The following is a 17,810-nucleotide window of genomic DNA, read 5'->3' on the forward strand; positions in this document are numbered from 1 at the left end:
ACGCAGGCGGCTGCCGGTGTCGCGGGTGTCATCAAGATGGTGATGGCCATGCGCAACGGGATGCTGCCGAAGACTCTGCACGTGGATCAGCCGTCCACGAAGGTCGACTGGGACGCGGGGAACGTGCGGCTGCTGACGGATCAGCAGGCATGGCCCGAAGCGGACCGTCCGCGCCGGGCGGGCATCTCCTCCTTCGGGATCAGCGGCACCAACGCCCACACGATCATCGAGGAGGCACCGGCCGAGGAACCCGCGGCGGACGCGGAACCGGCCCCCGCCCCGCTGCTGCCCCTCGTGATCTCCGGTGCCACCCCCGAGGCCCTGGCCGCCCAGGCCGCACGGCTGCACGCGGTCGCCGACCAGCCCCTGCCCGACCTCGCCCGCTCCCTGGCGACGGGCCGTGCCGCCCTCACCCACCGGGCCGCGGTCGTCGCCCGCGACCGGGACGAACTCCTCGCCTCACTCGCCGCGCTGGCCGACGGCTCCGCCTCCGACACCGTGGTCCGGGGCCGGCCCGCCGCAGGCAAGGTGGCCTTCCTCTTCACCGGCCAGGGCGCCCAGCGCGCGGGCATGGGACGCGGTCTGTACGCGGCCCACCCCGCGTTCCGGCAGGCGCTCGACGAGGCCTGCCAGGCGCTCGACGCCCATCTCGACCGCCCGCTGCGGGACGTGATGTGGGCCGAGCCCGGCACCGAGGAGGCCCGCCTGCTCGACCGCACCGTCTACACACAGAGCGCCCTGTTCGCCGTGGAGACCGCCCTGTACCGGCTGCTGGACTCCCAAGGCGTCCGCGCCGACTGGCTGGCCGGCCACTCCATCGGCGAACTGACGGCCGCGCACGTCGCCGGCGTCTGGGACCTGGCGGACGCCGCCCGGCTGGTCGCCGCGCGCGGCCGGCTGATGCAGGCCCTGCCCGCCGGGGGCGCGATGCTCGCCGTCGACGCCACCGAGGCCGAGGTGCTCCCGCACCTGGGCCCCGAGGTGTCCCTCGCCGCCGTCAACGGGCCCCGCGCCGTGGTCGTCTCCGGCACCGAGGCCGCCGTGACCGCCGTGGCCGAGGCACTCTCCGGCCGCCGCACCAAGCGGCTGCGGGTCAGCCACGCCTTCCACTCCCCGCTGATGGACCCGATGCTGGCGGAGTTCGAGAGGACGGCCCGTGCCCTGCGGTACGCGCCGCCCGCCGTCCCCGTCGTCTCCGACGTGACCGGAGCGCGTGCGGGCGAGGACGAGCTGTGCGCCCCCGAGTACTGGGTCCGGCACGTCCGCGAGGCCGTCCGTTTCGGTGACGGCATCCGCACGCTGGAGGCCGACGGAGTACGCACCTACCTCGAACTCGGCCCCGACGCCGTCCTGTCGGCCATGGGCGCCCACGCCCTCGCCGACGCCGAGGGTTCGGCGTTCGTCCCGGCGCTGCGCCGCGACCGCGACGAGGAGCAGACCTTCGCGACCCTGCTCGGCACCACCCACGTCCGCGGTCTGACCGTCGACTGGGAGCGGGTGTTCGCCGGCACCGGTGCCCGCCGCTGCGACCTGCCGACCTACGCCTTCCAGCGCCGGCGGCTGTGGCTGGACGACGCGCCCGGCGCGGCCACGGACGCCGGCGGACTGGGCCAGGCGCCGGCCGGCCACCCGATGCTCGGCGCGGCCCTGGAGCTGGCCGGCGACGACAGCGTGGCCCTGACCGGCCGCCTGTCCCTGGCCACCCACCCCTGGCTCGCCGACCACGCCGTGGCGGGCACCGTACTCGTCCCGGGCAGCGCCCTCGTCGAACTGGCCGTCCGGGCCGGCGACCGCACGAACTGCCCGCAGGTGGAGGAACTCACCCTGGAACGGCCCCTGGTCCTGCCCCGGCACGGCGCGGTCCACCTCCAGGTGGCCGCCGCGGCCCCCGACGCCGACGGACGCCGCCGGCTGACCGTGCACGCCCGCCCGGAGGGCGCGGACGGCGAGTGGACCCGGCACGCGACCGGCGTCCTCGCCCCGCGCACCACGCCCGAACCGGCCGCCGAGACCGCCTGGCCGCCCCCGGGAGCCGTACCGGTGGACGTCACTGGCACTTACGACCACTTGGCCGAACAGGGTTACCACTACGGTCCGTTGTTCCGCTGCCTGCGTGCCGCCTGGCGGCTCGGCGAGGAGGTCTGCGCCGAACTCGCCCTGCCCGACATCGACGCGGCGGACGGCTTCGGACTGCACCCGGCGCTTCTGGACTCCGCGCTGCACGCCATCGACCTGCTCGACGGCCAGGACCCGACCGTGATGACCCTGCCCTTCTCCTGGGAGGGCGTCACCCTGTACGCGACCGGCGCCACAGCGGTGCGGCTGCGCCTGACCCCGCACGGCAGCGACCACATGACCCTGCGCCTGTACGACGGCGCCGGGGCGCCCGTGGCCGAGGTGACGTCGCTGCGCATCCGCCAGGTGACCGCCGAGCAGTTGAACGCGGCCACCCCGGCGCCCGGCGACCTGTTCCGGGTGCGGTGGACCGCGCTGCCGCTGAGCGACGAGGGCGACGCGCCCGCGCCCCGCACCCTCCCCATGACGGTGGACGACGACTCCGGCGCCGATCTGCCCGCGCTGGCCCGCCGGACCGCCGTGCAGGCCCTCACCGCACTGCGCCGGCACCTCGCCGACGCACCGGACGGAGCGCCGCTGGTGGTCCTGACCCGGTCCGCCGTCGCCGTCGACGCCGAGGGTGCACCCGACCCGGCGCAGGCCGTGGTCTGGGGCATGGTCAGGGCGGCGGCGGTCGAGCACCCCGGCCGGTTCGTGCTCGTCGACACCGACGACGCCCCCGCCTCGGCCGCCGCCTTCCCGGCCGCCGTCGCCACCGGCGCACCTGAACTCGCCCTGCGGGCGGGCACGGTGTACGTACCGGAACTGGCCAGGACCACCGAAGCGGAGCCGGACAGCGCGGCCGCCCTGGACCCGGACGGCACCGTCCTGGTCACCGGAGGCACCGGCAGCCTCGGCCGTCTGCTGGCCCGGCATCTGGTCACCCGGCACGGCGTACGCCATCTGCTGCTGGCCGGCCGCGGCGGGCGCCTTCCCGAGCCCGGCGCCCTGGACGATCTGGCCGCTCTGGGCGCCACCGTGACCGTCGCCGCGTGCGACGCCACCGACCGCGCCGCCCTCGCCGCCCTGCTGGCGTCGGTACCGGCCGAGCACCCGCTGACCGCCGTGGTGCATGCCGCGGGCGTCCTGGACGACGGGCTGCTCACGGACCTCACACCGCAGCGGCTGGAGGAGGTGATGCGCCCCAAGACCGACGCCGGCTGGCATCTGCACGAGCTGACCCGCGATCTCGGACTCGCCGCGTTCGTCCTGTTCTCCTCCGCCGCGGGCACGCTGGGGGCGGCAGGGCAGGCCAACTACGCCGCCGGGAACGCCTTCCTGGACGCCCTGGCCGCGCGGCGCCGCGCCCAGGGGCTGCCGGCCCTCTCGCTGGGCTGGGGACTGTGGGACACCGGGGAGGGCATGGCGGCCGGGCTCGGCGAGACCGAGCTGCGCCGGCTGGCCCGCGACGGCATCCTGCCGCTGCCGGCCGACCGGGCGCTGGCCCTCTTCGACCGGGCGCTGAGCACCGACGACGCCCCGGCCGCCGACCGGGCCCTGTTGCTGCCGGTCCGCGTCCAGGTCACCGACGGCGCCCCCGCCCTGATACGCGGCCTCGTCCCGGCGGCGGTACGCCGTACCGCACGTGCGGTCACCGAGGCGCCGGCGTCCGCCGAGTCGCTGCCGCAGCGGCTGGCCCGGCTGAGTGGCGCCGACGCCCTGCGGGTGCTGGTGGAGACGGTGTGCGGACATGTCGCCGACGTCCTCGGACACGGCTCCGGCAGCGCCGTCGACCCCCAGCGCCCCCTGGGCGACCTGGGCGTGGACTCGCTCGCCGCCCTGGAGCTGCGCAACCGGCTCAGCGCCGACACCGACCTGCGGCTGTCCACCACGCTCACCTTCGACTACCCGACCTCCGACGCCCTCGCCCGGCACCTCTTCGCGGAGCTCGGCGGGGACACCTCCGGTGACCTCGTCGACATCGAGGCCGAAGTGGTGCGCCTGGAGACGGTGTTGGGTGCCGCGCTGGACTCGGCCGCGCCTGACGAGGAGCAGCGGGCCCGGGTGGCCGCCCGGCTGCGCACTCTCAGCGCACGGTGGGACGGCACCGGGGAGTGGCGGGAGAACGGGACCGGGCAGACCGGTGACGCGGGCCTGGAGACGGCCACGGCCGACGAGCTCTTCGACATCCTGGACGACGAGCTCGGCAGCTTCAGCTGAGGCCCGCGTCCGCCGACGGCAGAGCGCGGCCCCACCGGGTGATGTCACCGGTGGGGCCGCGCTCCGTCGCGTGGACGCGGGGGCGGACCGCTCAGCCCGCGGACGAGTGGGTGCTGGCCCAGCGGTCCGACAGCTTCGGGATGCGGTGCTCCAGCATCTTCGACGGCAGCTCCGACCGGCTGGCCACGTTCAGCTTGCGGTAGACCCGGGTGAGATGCTGTTCGACCGTGCTGATGGTGACGTGCAGCCGGGCGCTGATCTCGCGGTTGGTGTATCCGAGCGCGGCGAGCCCCGCGACCCGGCACTCCGCGTCGCTCAGGATGGCGGGGCCGCCCTCCTCGGACTCGGAGCTCTCGGGCCGTACCGGATCCTCCAGCAGGTGTGCGTCGACCGGCGACTCGATGCGGCAGGCCTCCGCCTCCTGCGCGGCCTGCCGTGCCACCAGCCGGGCGCGGTCGTACTCACCCAGTTCGTAGTGCGCCGCGGACAGGTCGGCGTACGCCTGGGCCAGCGCGTACCGGTCGCCGGACGTCTTGAGCAGGTCGATCGACTCGCGCAGCAGCGAGGCCCTGCGGTGCGGTTTGCAGGTCGCGGCCAGCAGGTGCAGCGCCATCGCCCGGGCCCGGGAACTGTGGCCGCCGGGCAGCCGCAGCTGCTCCTCGGCCCAGTCCCGGGCCGTGCGGGCCTTGCCGATCCGCAGATTCGCCAGGGCCAGGTCGGACCGCCAGGGGATGCCCTTCTGCAGGCTGGGGTTGCCCTCCCGCAGCAGCCGCCCGCAGGTTTCGAAGTCATTGAGCGCTGCGAAGGGCCGGTCGGTGGCGAGGTAGTGGTGACCGCGCGCACGCAGGTACTGGATGCCGAACACGGTGCGGAACATCGGCTCGGGCACATCGTGCTTCAGCAGTTCCTCGGCCTCGGCGTAGGAGCCCATGGCGGTGTACGCGGAGATCGCCGTCGACAGCGGGAGGCCGATGAGAACCCCCCAGCTCTGGGCGCGCAGTATGCCGAGCGCGGCGAGCGCGCCCTGGGACGCGGTGGTCACGTCCCCCTGGAGCAGGGCGATTTCGGCCCGGATGCTGCCCAGCAGGGCCTGCCAGGTCGTCGCCCGGCGTTCCACCGCGCACTCCAGCAGCACGTCGCAGGCCTCGGCGGCGATCGCGGGCCGGTCCGAGTGGGCGATCGCCAGCAGTGACATGGCGACCAGCTCCAGGTTCAGGTGGTCCAGTCGATGCCCCTGGAGTGCCTGTGCGACCGCCGCGGCCGACTCGTCGGTGGCCTCGCCGCCGATGAGCGCCGCCACCCGGGCGGCCAGTCCGCCGGTGCCCGCGGGCACGTGGCGGCGGCGCGGGTCGGGGCCGGCGACCGGAGCCCCCTTGCCGGGGAGCGCCACACCGTAGAACCACTGCCGTACGAATTCCACCTCGGCGATGATCTGTGCGTCGGCGGGCGACTGCGCGTGGACCAGACTGGCCACGGCCTGGGCGGCCAGCTCGGTGTCGCCCCGCCACAGCATGTACCGCAGGACCGTGGCGGTGTCCCGCATGGTCAGGTCACCGTGCAGCGCGGCCTCGCGCAGCGGTTCCAGATGGGGGCCGGCCGCTGCCGGGTTGGTGCGCCACTCCGCGCGCGCCAGAGCCGCCGACAGGGCGTGGCGTTCGCGCTCGTCGGCGCAGTCGCGCAGGACCAGACCGAGATAGGCGGTGCAGCGCTCCACGTCGTCGGCGGCCAGCGCCTGTTCCGCGGCGGCGCGCAGGATTCCCGCGCCCCATCCCGCCGGGACGAGGTCCGCGAGCCGGAGGTGACGTGCGACCTCGACGGCGGGTGCGCCGGAACGATACAGCGTGTGGGCGATCCTGCCGTGCAGCCCGGTGCGTGCGTCTGCGTCCATCTCCTCCAGGACCGCCGCGGCGGCGGTCGGGTGCCGGAAGGCGTGACCGTCGAGCAGCCCCGAGGAGTTGAGGACGTCGACGGCTTCCTGGGTGCCGGCCGGTGTGGTGCCGGCCAGTTCTCCGACGGGAACGGTCTCCGCCAGGGTGCCGAGCGCGGCCAGTGCCCGGGCCACCCGGACATGACCCGCCTCGCCTCGGTGCAGCAGCGACAGGACTGCCTGGCGGTAGGCGGCGCCGGCGATGGGCCGGCCGATCTCGGGTGCGAAACGCGTACCGTCGTCCAGCAGGGCGTGCACCAGAAGCGGGCTGCCGGCGGTGGCACGGTGGTAGGCGCTGCGGACGTGTCCCGGCAGGGCCCGTCCGGCCTGGGCTGCGAGCAGTTGGCCGACGCCGGCCTCCGACAGCGGAGCAAGGCGTACCCGTCGGTGCGGTTGTCGAAGGAGCCGTGTGTACGCGGGCGAGCGCATCTCGCCGAAGTGTCCTGAGGTGGCGCACACGACGAGCACTCGGCGGGAGCGGCTGCGGTGCAGCAGGTGGACGATCGTGTGCAACGAGGACCGGTCCATGGCGTGGGCGTCGTCCAGGGCGATGACCAGGGGGCGTGCGTCGTGGCCGAGGCGGAGGAGAGCCTCGGCCGTCTCCTGTTCCGCGGGGGCGTGATGCGCAGGGGTGTGGACGGCATCGTGCCCGGCGCCCGTAGGGCGATGGTCCTTCGCCTGTGGGTTCACTGCCGGTGGGGCGTGGTGCGACACGGCCCACTCCGCCTCTGCATTGCGGAGTAATTGTGCTATCAGGCTCAGGGGCTGGTCCTGTTCGGTCGCGCAGGCCGTACCGGTCAGTATTCGTGCATCGGTGCTGTTCAGTGTGGTGAGGAATTCATGCACCAGCTGGGTCTTGCCGGATCCGGGGCCGCCCGTGATGATCACGAGCCGGCCGTGCCCCCGCGCGCTGTCGGTGAACGCCTCACTCAAGGCCTGCAGTTCTCGCGAACGGCCGAAGAGGTGCATCGTGGGTCCCCCTTGATTCATTTTCCGAGTGAGGTCGTGGCCCCGTTTCCCGGTTTCCCGCGTGACGAGGCGGCGTCGTGCGACGGTGCGTGGAAGAGTTTCTGAGGGCGATCGCGCTGCCGCAAAGGCGGCGCGCCGGGTCGCTCCGGTCCTCGGCGAACGATTCCTGACAGGGTGCAAGAAAAAAGAGGGGCAGGAGTGGTCGTTCAAGCCATTCGGCCTGGTCCGGGCGTGTCTCGGGAAGGGCGTGTGACCATGCCGTCGCGCTGGCGTCCCGCACGTCCCCCGTCCGTCCGCCGACGTTTCCACCTGCACCGCTAGAGAGGCGTCGCATCCTGTGGCCCCCTGTTTGTCGCTTACCGCGGGCGGACCCCAATGCTGTTTGGAATTGATGTGCCGATTCTTGCCGCGGACACAATCGCGATGACCCGGAATTCATGCACCAAATGATTTCAGTCAATTCATGGCTGGCTTTGGTTCGGGGCGTCGGCGGCTTTGATGGTCGAGTGCCAATAATGAGTATTTTCTCAATAGCACGCAGAAAGGCTATCTGTCTAGTCCAACGTTGTCAACTGTCGTCTTGCGACGCTCCCTGCCTACTCACTGTATGACCCACCGAGACGTCCTTTTACCATCCTTTGAATTACCGGCCGGTTAAAGGAAGGAACCGGGCGGTTTCAATCGTGACATCGGTCACGAGAAAGCGCTTCCTGTGCCCGTTCGGGCAACGCCCATTGCCCTGGGAGCCTCTGACTCTCAAGGATCCATTCGGAATGTTGTCACCATGGACTGCCACGGCCGAAGTCGTGCTCGGCATAAATCGCGCCAGCGCCGGCTTCCTCCGGATCCGGCCTTCGACCCCGGTGGGGGAGAGGCCTACCTGCGCCTTCGGCTCCCGGTCGCCGGCGGTGCGGCCGTCGCGAAGGGGCGGGAACCGGTCAGGAATGCATCGAGCCGGCGCAGCCGCGCTTCGTCTGCCGGTCCGGTGGGTGGCGCGTGCCGGTCCGGCCGGTGGCGTGCGCCTGTGTGGCCCCGAAGGACGCGCTGAAGCCGCTTGTTGCCCGTGAGTTCACCGAGGCGGATGTGCTCGCCGTCGGCGAAGTCCCGCCGTCGGCCCGTCCGGGTCCCCGGGCACGCACCCGCTTCGAGCCGTCACCGGCCACGGGTTTCGCGCCAGGGACACGCCGCTCACGCTCAGAGGCATGCTCCGTCCTGGAGGCTCTCGCGCTCCAGGGCCCGGATGATGCGCCAGTCCGCCTCGACGGCCTCCGGCTCACTGCTGCTGAGCACGACCTCGGCGTGCCGGGCCGTGCCGGTGACCGGGGCGTGCCCCAGGAGATCTGCGCCGATCGCGGCCACCGTCGGCAGCCGGCGCAGGATGTGTCCGAGGCGGGGGTCGAGACCGGCGCCGCTGCTCCGGTCCAGGTGCACCCGGACGATCCGGTGACCTGCGGGGTCGGGAGCGAGCTGGACGGGCGACGGCGGGATCAAGGTGTCCAGTGCGTCCGTCACGCGGTCGTAGCCGGTCGCCCTGCGCAGCGCCTCGTCGGCCGGGGAGAACCCGGGCACCGCCAGCGCTGAGACGAGGAGCGGACTCCGGCCCTCTTCGTGGGCGACGCGCGCGGTGACCGGACCGCGCATCACGTCCAGGGCGTCGAGCACGCGCACCATGTACGCCGACAGAAGTCGCGTCAGCGGTTCGTGAGGGTGCAACAGGTCGGTGCGGTCCAGCGATCGGTCGTCGGAGCGCGTCTCGGCCCACACGTCGGTGATGACATGCTCCGTCTGCCCGTCCACCCCGGGACGGCTGACACTGTTGACGACGAACTGCCGGGTGGGCAGCCGCTCGGTGAGGACCAGGTGGGCGTCGTCGGAGTACCGGGCGGCGGCTCGCTTCATGGCGGGCCAGGCGGTGTTGATCTGACTCCGTCCGGCGCAGGCCACCGGCTCGACGGGCACTCCGGCCGCGGCCGGGGCCAGCACATGGCCGGGCAGGGGACAGGTCTCGGCCCAGGCCAGGACCTCGGCCAGGTCGGCACTGCGGATGCTGCGCGGTGCCGGTATTCCCACTCGCGCCAGGGCGGCCGCCTGCACGCCACGGTCGTAGCGCAACCGTGAAGTCTCAGGATCGCCTTGGGGCAGGCCCAGATGCCAGGCGATCCGCTCCGCCAGCTCGATCCCCGCCGCGCTCCCGGCGACGACAGCCGTCACACCCAGCCCGCGCAGCGATTTGACCGTCTGCCGCAGGGATCCACGATGCTCCACCGAGTCCGCGCACGCGCCCGCCCCGCGCGCCGGTACGAGCGCCGACGGCCGGTGCCGGGCGTCCAGTTCGACGGCCACGGTTCTCCAGCCCTGCCGCGCGAAGACCTCCGGGTGGGCAGAGCTGCCGTAGGGGGCGACGATCGCCACAGTGCCGGCATGGGCTTCGAACCGGGGAGCGACGACGAGTGCGGCGGAGGTGATGGCCATGGGAACGGGCTCCAGGACAGAAGATGTGTCAGGGCGATAGGTGGCCGTGCGGCCGGGCATTGACCGACTACGAGGACCAGATGCGCGCGGCCCCCCACCAGTTGGCTTCAGGCGTGGCCGGGCCGGAAGGCGCGCTGGTGACAGGCGGAGTTGCGGGCGCGGGCACTCCAGGCAGGAAGGGGCCGGGCCAGGGCGTCCGGCGAACACAGGGTGCCGTGGCCGCAGGAGTCGTGAACGCATCCGTCCGGGGTGCCCCCGGTCGCTGCGGCAGGTCAGGACCCGTGGGCCTTCGGCATGGAGACGACACCGGGACCTGCTGGGGCGCTTCGGCCGTAGCCATGAGGAGCACGGCTTCCGCGACGGTCCGGGCCGGTTTCCCCGCAGGAGCGGTACGTGCCGGGGCCGGCGGGCAGGCCGACGCCGCTTGAACCGAGCTGTCCCGGAAAACAGGGGAAGCCGTGAGGGAAGTCGCAGGAAAGGTTGCTGCGGCAACCGAATGGCTCACGGCCGACGCGGTCGGCGCGACGGCGATCGCTCCGCCGGCGAGCGCGAGCCTGTCCGCCGGGACGCCGGCGGCCTGGCTCTGGCCTCGGGAGCAGCGACGGCGAGAAGGAGGGGAAAGGGGCACAGCAGCCTCCTGCGTGAGGTGCTGGGAGCTCCGGCGCAGGGTGAAACAGTCCGTGCGCGAGGGCGGACGTGGGTGGCCTGTCCTGTGCGTGGCGTGCCGCTGCATTCCGCAAGAGCGCCCAAGGGCTTGGGTCGGTTCGATCTCTGGTGGTGCGGTGACGTGTGCCGAGTCGTTGACGGTGGCCGGTTCCCTGCCCCAACAGGGAACCGGCGACCGCGGTCCGTGGAAAGTGGTGTGGCGCCCCGGGCCCGGCTCAGGAGCCGCTTCGAGCCCCGGCTCGGCCATCCGTACCGGTCGTCCCGGCGAGGAGCTGCACGGCCGTCACGCGTCGAGAGCCCTCGGTATGTGCGGCAGGAAAGAGCCGGGCAGCCCCCTGGGGGGCTTGGTTCGGCATCAACTGCGGCCCTTGGTCGTTCATTCGGTGTCCTCCACCCGTCCCCGTACGCCTCTTGGAGCACTCACGTTCCGACCCCGGGCTCGGATCCCTCGGTTCTCCGCCGGGTCCTGGCCTGGGCCGTTGAGTTGTGCCCTCCTCCCGTACTGCCGGCCGCCCCGTAGCGGTCTCGGCTTCGGGGAAGCGCCTGGCAGAGCGAGGCGGGATCACTATGTCTCTCTGAAAGGGCAAAAGGCAACCCGCGGATTTCCCTTCTCATCTCGCGAGAAGTTCGACATTAAATCTTCTCGCGAGGTGAGAAAAGGATGGCCGTTTCTCGCCTCGTGAGAAATGTGTATGGGGCAAGGTGCCCAGGTCGGGGACGTTGCGGCGATGCCCTAGCCTGTCGTGGTACACAACCGGCCCGCGTTGATAGGAGTACTGTGCGCGCCATTGTCATGAGGGAATTCGGTGGCCCCGAGGTTTTGCGAATGGAGGACGTTCCCGACCCCGAACCCGCGCGCGGACAAATCTTGCTGGATGTGCGGCTGGCGGGTGTTAACTACGCAGATGTCCATGTTCGCGGAAATACCTACCTCGCGCCGGTCGAACTGCCCTACATCCCCGGCAACGAGGTCGTCGGCACCACCGCGGACGGCAAGCGCGTCGTGGCGCTGACCCAGGGCGGCGGCTATGCGCAGAAGGCGGCCGTTCACCGCAGGCTGCAATGGGAGATCCCCGACGAGGTCACCGACGAACAGGCGGTGCCGCTGGCTCTGCAGGGAAACAGCGCGTACCACCTCCTCTTCACGGTCGCCCAGATCATCAAGGGGCAGACCGTCGTCATTCCCGCCGCGGCCGGCGGCGTCGGCTCGCTGGCCGTTCAGTTGGCGCACCGGGCGGGCGCCCGGGTCATCGCTCTCGCCGGCACGGGCGAGAAGCGCCGGCTGGCCCTGGAGCTCGGGGCGGCGGCAGCCGTCGACTCCTCCGACGAGGACGGCCTGACGGAGCGGATCCTCGACGCGGCGGGAGGGCCCGTTCACGCCGCGCTGGAGATGACCGGCGGCAAGACCCTGCAGCAGACCCTCGCCGCGGTCGGCCCGCGTGGCAGGCTCGTCGTGTACGGCTTCGCCGGCGGGCAGCTTGCCGACGTCCCCGTGCACACGCTGCTCCAGAAGTCCGTCACCGTCGCCGGCTTCTGGCTCCCGCATCTGTACACCGACCGGACGCTCCCGCTGGCAGCGTCCATGCGACAGCTCTTCGGCGCCGTCGGCAACGGCACGCTCAAGATCGTGACCGGCGGGACCTACCCGCTCGCCGACGCGTCCAAGGCACACCATGTGCTCAACAGCCGTGCAGGCATGGGCAAGTTCAGCCTCGATACCACCAAGTAATAACCTTGTGCCCTGCGGTACGCGGTGGCACCAGGGCCGTGTACCACCGCGCTCCAGGACGAGGGGCGCGGGCACGATGAAGGGGGTACGGCTGATGAGTGGACAGCGTGGAACCGGGACCAGTTACGCCGACCGCTTCATGCGGGTCCAGCAGGCGTTCATCACTCTGGGCCCCGGTGCCCACCGGCTGTCCGAGATCTCCAAAGCCGCCGATCTCGACGACTCCACCACCGGCCGTATGCTCACCGCCGGAACGTACAACAGCACCTTCGTCCGCATCGACCGAGGCCTGTACCAGCTCGGCAGTACGGTCGCCGACCTGGGGCTCCACGCACTCGCCGAGGACAATCTCTCCGGCAGCGAGGCCACGCACGTCCTGCAAGGCCTGCGCGCGGCGACCGACAGCGGCCTGGTCTTCCTGTACATGAGGGCGCCGTTCGGCATAGCGGGCAGGCAGTGTCTGGACATGGCGGTGGGGGATTCCGATCTCGTCGAGCTCGGAATGACGCCGCGCGACGTCCTTTCGGTCACGCGGTCGCTGCGCACCGGCGCCTCGGGCCGGACGATCCTCGCCTACCTGCCCGAACAGATCCAGCAGCGGGTGGCCGCCGATCCGGTCCCGGAGGAGGCCGGTCCCGGCGTCATCCGCGACGGCGGAGAGCTGCTCGCCTCCCTCGCCGACATCCGTGACCAGGGCTATGCCCAGGGCCACCAGGAGTGCATGGCGAAGTGGAACTCCATTGCGGCCCCGGTCATCTGGGACGGCGCGATCTGGGGCGCAGTCCTGATGCTCAAGCCCATGGACGTCATGCCGGAAGCTCCCCAGCACTACATCTATGCCACCATCACGGCGGCTGCCAGGCTCAGCCAGCTCGGCGGAGCCTGGCCGGCCGACTGATCCCCCGCTGGACACCGCGGACGCCGTCACCGGCACCACGCCGGAGACCTGCTGCGCGGTGAGTGAGGCGTCGCCGCCGGGTGGCCGGCCGCCGCCCAGGCGGATGCCGGCCGTGCCCGCTGAGCAGGGGCAGCCGTGTCCGCTGCGGACAGGCAGCCGTGCCCGCTCCGGAAGGGCGAGGGGCCTGTTCGGCGGATCTCGCCGGAAGGCCCCTGGTTCCGAGGACGGCTCAGCGCTTGAGCGTGAAGGTGAAGTCGCCGGAGAGTCTGCCGCTCAGCCGGACTGCCGAAACGAGCTTCCCGTCCGTGATCAGTCTCCCGACCTCGGCCCGCGAAAGAGCGCAGCCCTCAGCGATCAGTCGCACCGGCCGGACAGGGATCGGCGCCGCGAAGCGGACCGAGACGTCGATCACCTCGCGGTCCTGGTGATCCGACCCGCCGGTGTCGGGGCTCCAGGCGTTGTCCCAGTCGAGGGCGATGCGATTACGGCGCCGCACGACCGGATCCTGGAGCAGCTCGGCTGCCAGGCCAGGGTCGTTGTCATGCAGCCGGTCCAGCAGCTCAGGTCGTACGGTGCGCACGTTCATCCGCTCGAAAACCGTGAGCTTTGCAGTGTCCCCGCATGCGGTACAGAGTGCGAGGAGCCAGGCGTCGATGAGCTTGTGGTGCGTTGACGCGAAATTTGCCGTCTACCCGGCAGCGTTCGGACGTGCACGCGTGGCAGCGGCGGAGAACGAGCGGCAGGCAGGTGGGCACGACCGCCCAGTGACTGGGCACAGAAGTACGCCGGTTTCAGTGAGGAGTCCGCAGCAAATAGGAGCGCGGCGCACATGCGCGACGCGCGACGATTCAGCGCTCGGGAGGTCTCACAGGGTGTACAACGGCACGTCCTTGCCCAGACGACTTGGTTCGGCAGCACGGTAATGGCGCACAGCCGCGCTGTTCCACTGGTTTTCGAGTGCCTCACCGCCAGGCTCTGTCCGACGGATCACGGAGTCGGCCGCGCCCGGACCCTGGCCTGAACCAGCCCCGGAACAGCAGGAGTTCGGGGCGATCTCTCTGAACGCCTCCGACCGGCGCGGGCCTTGCGCTGCCCGTGAGGCCGAGGGGCCTGGTTCCGGCACTCGAAACTCACGGATGGCGCGGGAACGGTCCAGCGCTGCGGACGGCCAGTGCGCCGGCCGGTCGGAGGTCTAATGGCCGGGTGGTGCCTCGTCGATGCGGTAACCCACCCCGGGGGTCGTCGTGATGACCGGCGGACCGCCCAGCTTCCGGCGCAACCGGCCGATGGTGACGGTCACCGTATGGGTGAACGGGTCGGCGTTCTCGTCCCACACCTGTTCCAGGAGTTCCTCGGTGCTCAGGAATCCCGGACTGGCCCGCAACAGCGCCTCCAGGACAGCGAACTCCTTGACGGACAGCTCCATCGGACGGCCGTCGCGGAAGGCGGTCCGGCGTACCGGGTCGAGTTCGAGGCCGGCGACGCGCAGCGTGCGTGCCCGGGCCGCGGGCCTGCGGCGGGCCAGGGAACGGATGCGCAGGATCAGTTCCGGGAAGTGGAAGGGCTTGGCGAGGTAGTCGTCGGCGCCGAGGGTGAGACCGCTGACCCGGTCGCCGGGCGACCCGGCGGCGGTCAGCATCAACACCATGGCCCGATCGTCCCGCTCGGTGATCATCTGGCAGAGCGTGTCGCCGTGGATGCCGGGCAGGTCGCGGTCGAGGACCACCACGTCGTACGACGTGAGGTCGATTTTGGCTGCGGCGGCCAGCCCGTCATGCGCGATGTCGACAGCCATCCCCTGGTCGCGCAGCCCCTCGGCGACGACCTCGGCGAGCGCCCGCGCGTCCTCGACGACCAGCACCCTCACGGCGTCATCCCTCCGAACGGGCCGCTCCCTTCGAACCGTTCGGTCCCGTCGAGCTGTTCGGGCCTTTCGCACCGGCCGCCTCCCGCATCGGCCGCCGACGGCAACGCGGCCGTGACCCGCAGGCCGCCCTCCGGCCGGGCTCGGAGGGCGAGGCTGCCACCGTGGGCGGCGGCGATCGCCGAGACGATCGACAACCCCAGGCCGGAACTCTCCTCCGACCCCGTCCGGTCGGCGCCCAGCCGCTCGAACGGCTGCCCCAGCCGGTCCACCCGGTCCTGGTCGAGGACGCGCCCGCCGGTCTCGACGACGAGACGCGCCTCGCTGTCGTCGTGACCGGTGGCGATCCGGATCCAGCCTCCCTCCTCGTTGTGCACGATCGCGTTGTCGATCAGATTTTCCACCAGCCGCGACAACAGCGCCGGGCTGCCTCGCGTCCAGGCCTTCGGCCGCACCTCGTCGTCGACGCTCAGGCTCTTCGCGGCGATGTCGGCGGCCCGTGCGTTCAGCGCCTCCCCGGCCAGTTGGTCGAGCGACACGACAGTCGGGTCGGCGAGGGCGCCGTGCTGCGCCCGGGCAAGGACGAGAAAGCCGTCCAACAGGCGGTCCACCCGGTCGAGTTCGGTCCGCAGCCGATGGGCGAGTGCCACGGTCGGCGCAGCGGCCTGCGGCTTGGCGACGGCCACGTCCAGCGACGCCCGCATCGTCGCCAGTGGGGTGCGCAGCTCGTGCGAGGCGTTGCCGACGAACCGACGCTGCGCGGCGAACGAGGCCTCGAGGCGTTCCAGAAGACCGTCGATCGTGTCGGCGAGCTCCTTGACCTCATCGGCGGGCCCGGCTACGGCAAGCCGCCGGTGCAGACTGTCGGCGGAGATCCGCCGTGTCGCCGCGGTGATCAGCCGCAGCGGGCGCAGGACGCGGCCGGCGAGGGCCCGGCCGAGCAGCAGCGAGACGACTGCCATCACCGTCAGCGCGATCAGCGAGCCGGCCAGCAACTGGCGGGACTGCTGCGCATGCACGTCCGAGAGCTGCCCCTCAAGGTCGCGGATGTGCTGTTCGGCAGCGGCGAGACTGGTCGGGCCGGTCTGGGGCTGACCGGGAGCGACGTGGGTCGCCTCGCTGCCGGACAGCAGGTAGGCCAGGGCGAGCAGCCCGATTCCGGACACGAGGAACATCACGGCATACAGGATCGTGAACCGCCGTCCGACGGTCCCCTGCCGCAGCTTGCCCATGGATGCTCTCCCTGTCAGGTCTGGTCGGACCCAGAATGCCCCGCCGCACCTAACAACGACATCACAGCAGCCGTTCCGACGATGTCATGGGCGAGTCCGTAGAACCGGACCATGCCCACGACCAAGACACTGCTCCGTCAGGAGTGGACCGCATTCCGGCGGCCGGGCCGGCTGCTCGCGATGGCGGCCGCGGCTCTGGCCGTCCTCGCCCTCGGTCTGCTCCACTCGGCCGGCAACCATGCGTCCTGCGACGGCTCGTGCCCGGCCGACCCGACCGGACCGGACGGCTCCACCGTCAGCGACCAGTTCTGGTTTCTGCACCGGGATCTGGGCGAGAACGGAGGCATCACTGTCCGGATGACGTCCATGGCCGGCACCATCACCTACCCGCCGCCGGACCATGATGAGATCGTCTCCGGGCTGGTGCCCTGGGCGAAGGCCGGGATCATCGTCAAGGACGGTGTCCGTCAGGGGGCCTCCTACGCGGCGCTGATGCTCACCGGCGGCCACGGTGTGCGGATGCAGTACGACTACCACCATGACATCGCGGGCCGCGCCGGTGGGGTCTCTGCGAAGGCGCCGCGATGGCTGCGGCTGACGCGGTCGGGCGACAGCATCACCGGCTACGAGTCCGCCGACGGCAAGCGGTGGACGAAGGTTGGCACGGCGACACTGTCCGGGCTGCCCACGACCGTACAGGTCGGCCTGTTCGCCACCTCCCCGGGCGATTTGACGCTGCGGCCGACCGGTCTCGGGGGCGCTACCGAGGAAACGCGCTTCACACAGGCCGGCGGCGTCTTCGACCATGTCACCCTGACGGGCACAGCCCCCGCCGAGGGCTGGAGCAGCGAGGCCGTCGGCGAGATGAACCACACCGACTGGGAGAAATACCACCGGGCATCCGAGGCGAGGACCGGGGCGAACGGCACGATCACCGTCACCGGCACCGGCGACATCGGGCCGACAGGGACCGAGGGCAGCTACCCCGTGGAGCGCACCCTCACCGGACTGACCCTGGCGCTGCTCATCGTGCTTGTGGTCGCGGTGCGGTTCGCCACCGCCGGGTACGGCCGCGAGCCCGGCGGCGGCGCAGCGGGCACCCGCAGGGTGTTCGCGGCGAAGGCGACGGTCGTGGGAGTCGTCACGTTCCTGACCGGTCTTCTCGCCGTCGGCTCCGTGATCCCGGTCGGCACGGCGATCCTGAAGGCGAACGGGATGCCCGTCACCGAGGCGTCCACGCTCACCGGAGTGCGGGTCGTGGTCGGAATCGCCGCCGTCCTCGCCCTGGCGGCCGTGCTCGCTCTCAGCCTCGGCGTCATGCTTCGCCGCGCCTGGCTCGCGATCCTCGTCGCCGTCTCGGCGATCGCCGTCCCGTACGCCGTGACTGCGGTCCCGTTACTGCCCGACGGCCTGGCCCGGTGGCTGCTGCGGGCCACTCCGGCCGCCGGATTCGCCGCCCAGCAGACCCTCACCGCCTATCCGCAAGTCGTCGCTCACTACGTGCCCTCCGCCGGATACTTCCCGCTTCCGTGGTGGGCCGGGATCGCAGTGCTGTGTGCGTACACGGTGATCGCCCTGGGGCTTGCTGCGCACCGCCTGCCGCGCGGTGCCGCGCGCGAAGCTCGACCGACAGGCCCGGCTGCTTGAGGCGCGCCTCAGGAACGGACCTGCCCGATAGCCACCGTGGCCGCGGACGGGATCGACGGGCGCGGGCGGGCGGCGTCCGGTCCGCGAGGACGGACGGCCGTCGACCTTCCAGGATCGGGACCTGGCCCCGC

8 protein-coding genes and 1 pseudogene are annotated in these 17,810 nt (G+C 71.8%); 4 read left to right on the forward strand and 5 right to left on the reverse strand.

The window, feature by feature from the left end; all coding sequences use genetic code 11:
• Positions 1–4,275, forward strand: a 4,275-nt coding sequence (locus ACIRU3_RS42445) for an SDR family NAD(P)-dependent oxidoreductase (RefSeq protein ID WP_404068843.1), incomplete at its 5' end; no start/stop codon positions are given.
• A gap of 91 nt (positions 4,276–4,366) precedes the next feature.
• Here the strand turns inward: ACIRU3_RS42445 and ACIRU3_RS42450 are convergent.
• Entirely contained in the window at positions 4,367–7,171 is a 2,805-nt protein-coding gene (locus tag ACIRU3_RS42450) for an AAA family ATPase (protein WP_404068845.1), read from the reverse strand.
• Between the two features lie 1,194 nt (positions 7,172–8,365).
• Positions 8,366–9,643 carry a hypothetical protein gene (locus tag ACIRU3_RS42455; RefSeq protein ID WP_404068848.1) on the reverse strand — a complete coding sequence of 426 codons (1,278 nt, stop codon included), beginning with the start codon at positions 9,641–9,643 and terminating at the stop codon, positions 8,366–8,368.
• 1,492 nt (positions 9,644–11,135) lie between these two features.
• Between ACIRU3_RS42455 and ACIRU3_RS42460 the strand changes: the two genes are divergently transcribed.
• Both ACIRU3_RS42460 and ACIRU3_RS42465 read left to right on the forward strand, forming a co-directional pair.
• Positions 11,136–12,038: a zinc-binding alcohol dehydrogenase family protein gene (locus tag ACIRU3_RS42460; RefSeq protein WP_404068851.1), complete on the forward strand. Its 903-nt coding sequence runs from the start codon at positions 11,136–11,138 to the stop codon at positions 12,036–12,038.
• 94 nt (positions 12,039–12,132) lie between these two features.
• Positions 12,133–12,936 (forward strand): IclR family transcriptional regulator C-terminal domain-containing protein, encoded by an 804-nt coding sequence (locus ACIRU3_RS42465; RefSeq protein ID WP_404068853.1) that lies wholly within the window; start codon positions 12,133–12,135, stop codon positions 12,934–12,936.
• Positions 12,937–13,165: 229 nt separating this feature from the next.
• Here the strand turns inward: ACIRU3_RS42465 and ACIRU3_RS42470 are convergent.
• The 3 genes and pseudogenes from ACIRU3_RS42470 to ACIRU3_RS42480 all read right to left on the reverse strand — a co-directional run bounded on the left by ACIRU3_RS42470 (position 13,166) and on the right by ACIRU3_RS42480 (position 16,032).
• A pseudogene (locus ACIRU3_RS42470) lies at positions 13,166–13,712 on the reverse strand (DUF1062 domain-containing protein).
• Positions 13,713–14,128: 416 nt separating this feature from the next.
• Positions 14,129–14,803, reverse strand: a complete 675-nt coding sequence (locus tag ACIRU3_RS42475) for a response regulator transcription factor (RefSeq protein ID WP_404068855.1) — start codon at positions 14,801–14,803, stop codon at positions 14,129–14,131.
• Entirely contained in the window at positions 14,800–16,032 is a 1,233-nt protein-coding gene (locus ACIRU3_RS42480; RefSeq protein WP_404068858.1) for a sensor histidine kinase, read from the reverse strand. The genes ACIRU3_RS42475 and ACIRU3_RS42480 overlap by 4 nt, the downstream gene beginning before the upstream one ends.
• Positions 16,033–16,143: 111 nt before the next feature.
• Between ACIRU3_RS42480 and ACIRU3_RS42485 the strand changes: the two genes are divergently transcribed.
• Complete coding sequence (locus ACIRU3_RS42485) at positions 16,144–17,679, forward strand: hypothetical protein (protein ID WP_404068861.1); 1,536 nt, start codon at positions 16,144–16,146, stop codon at positions 17,677–17,679.
• Positions 17,680–17,810 lie beyond the last annotated feature (131 nt).

The sequence above is a fragment of the Streptomyces sp. NPDC101151 genome, assembly GCF_044768335.1.
Taxonomy (GTDB): domain Bacteria; phylum Actinomycetota; class Actinomycetes; order Streptomycetales; family Streptomycetaceae; genus Streptomyces.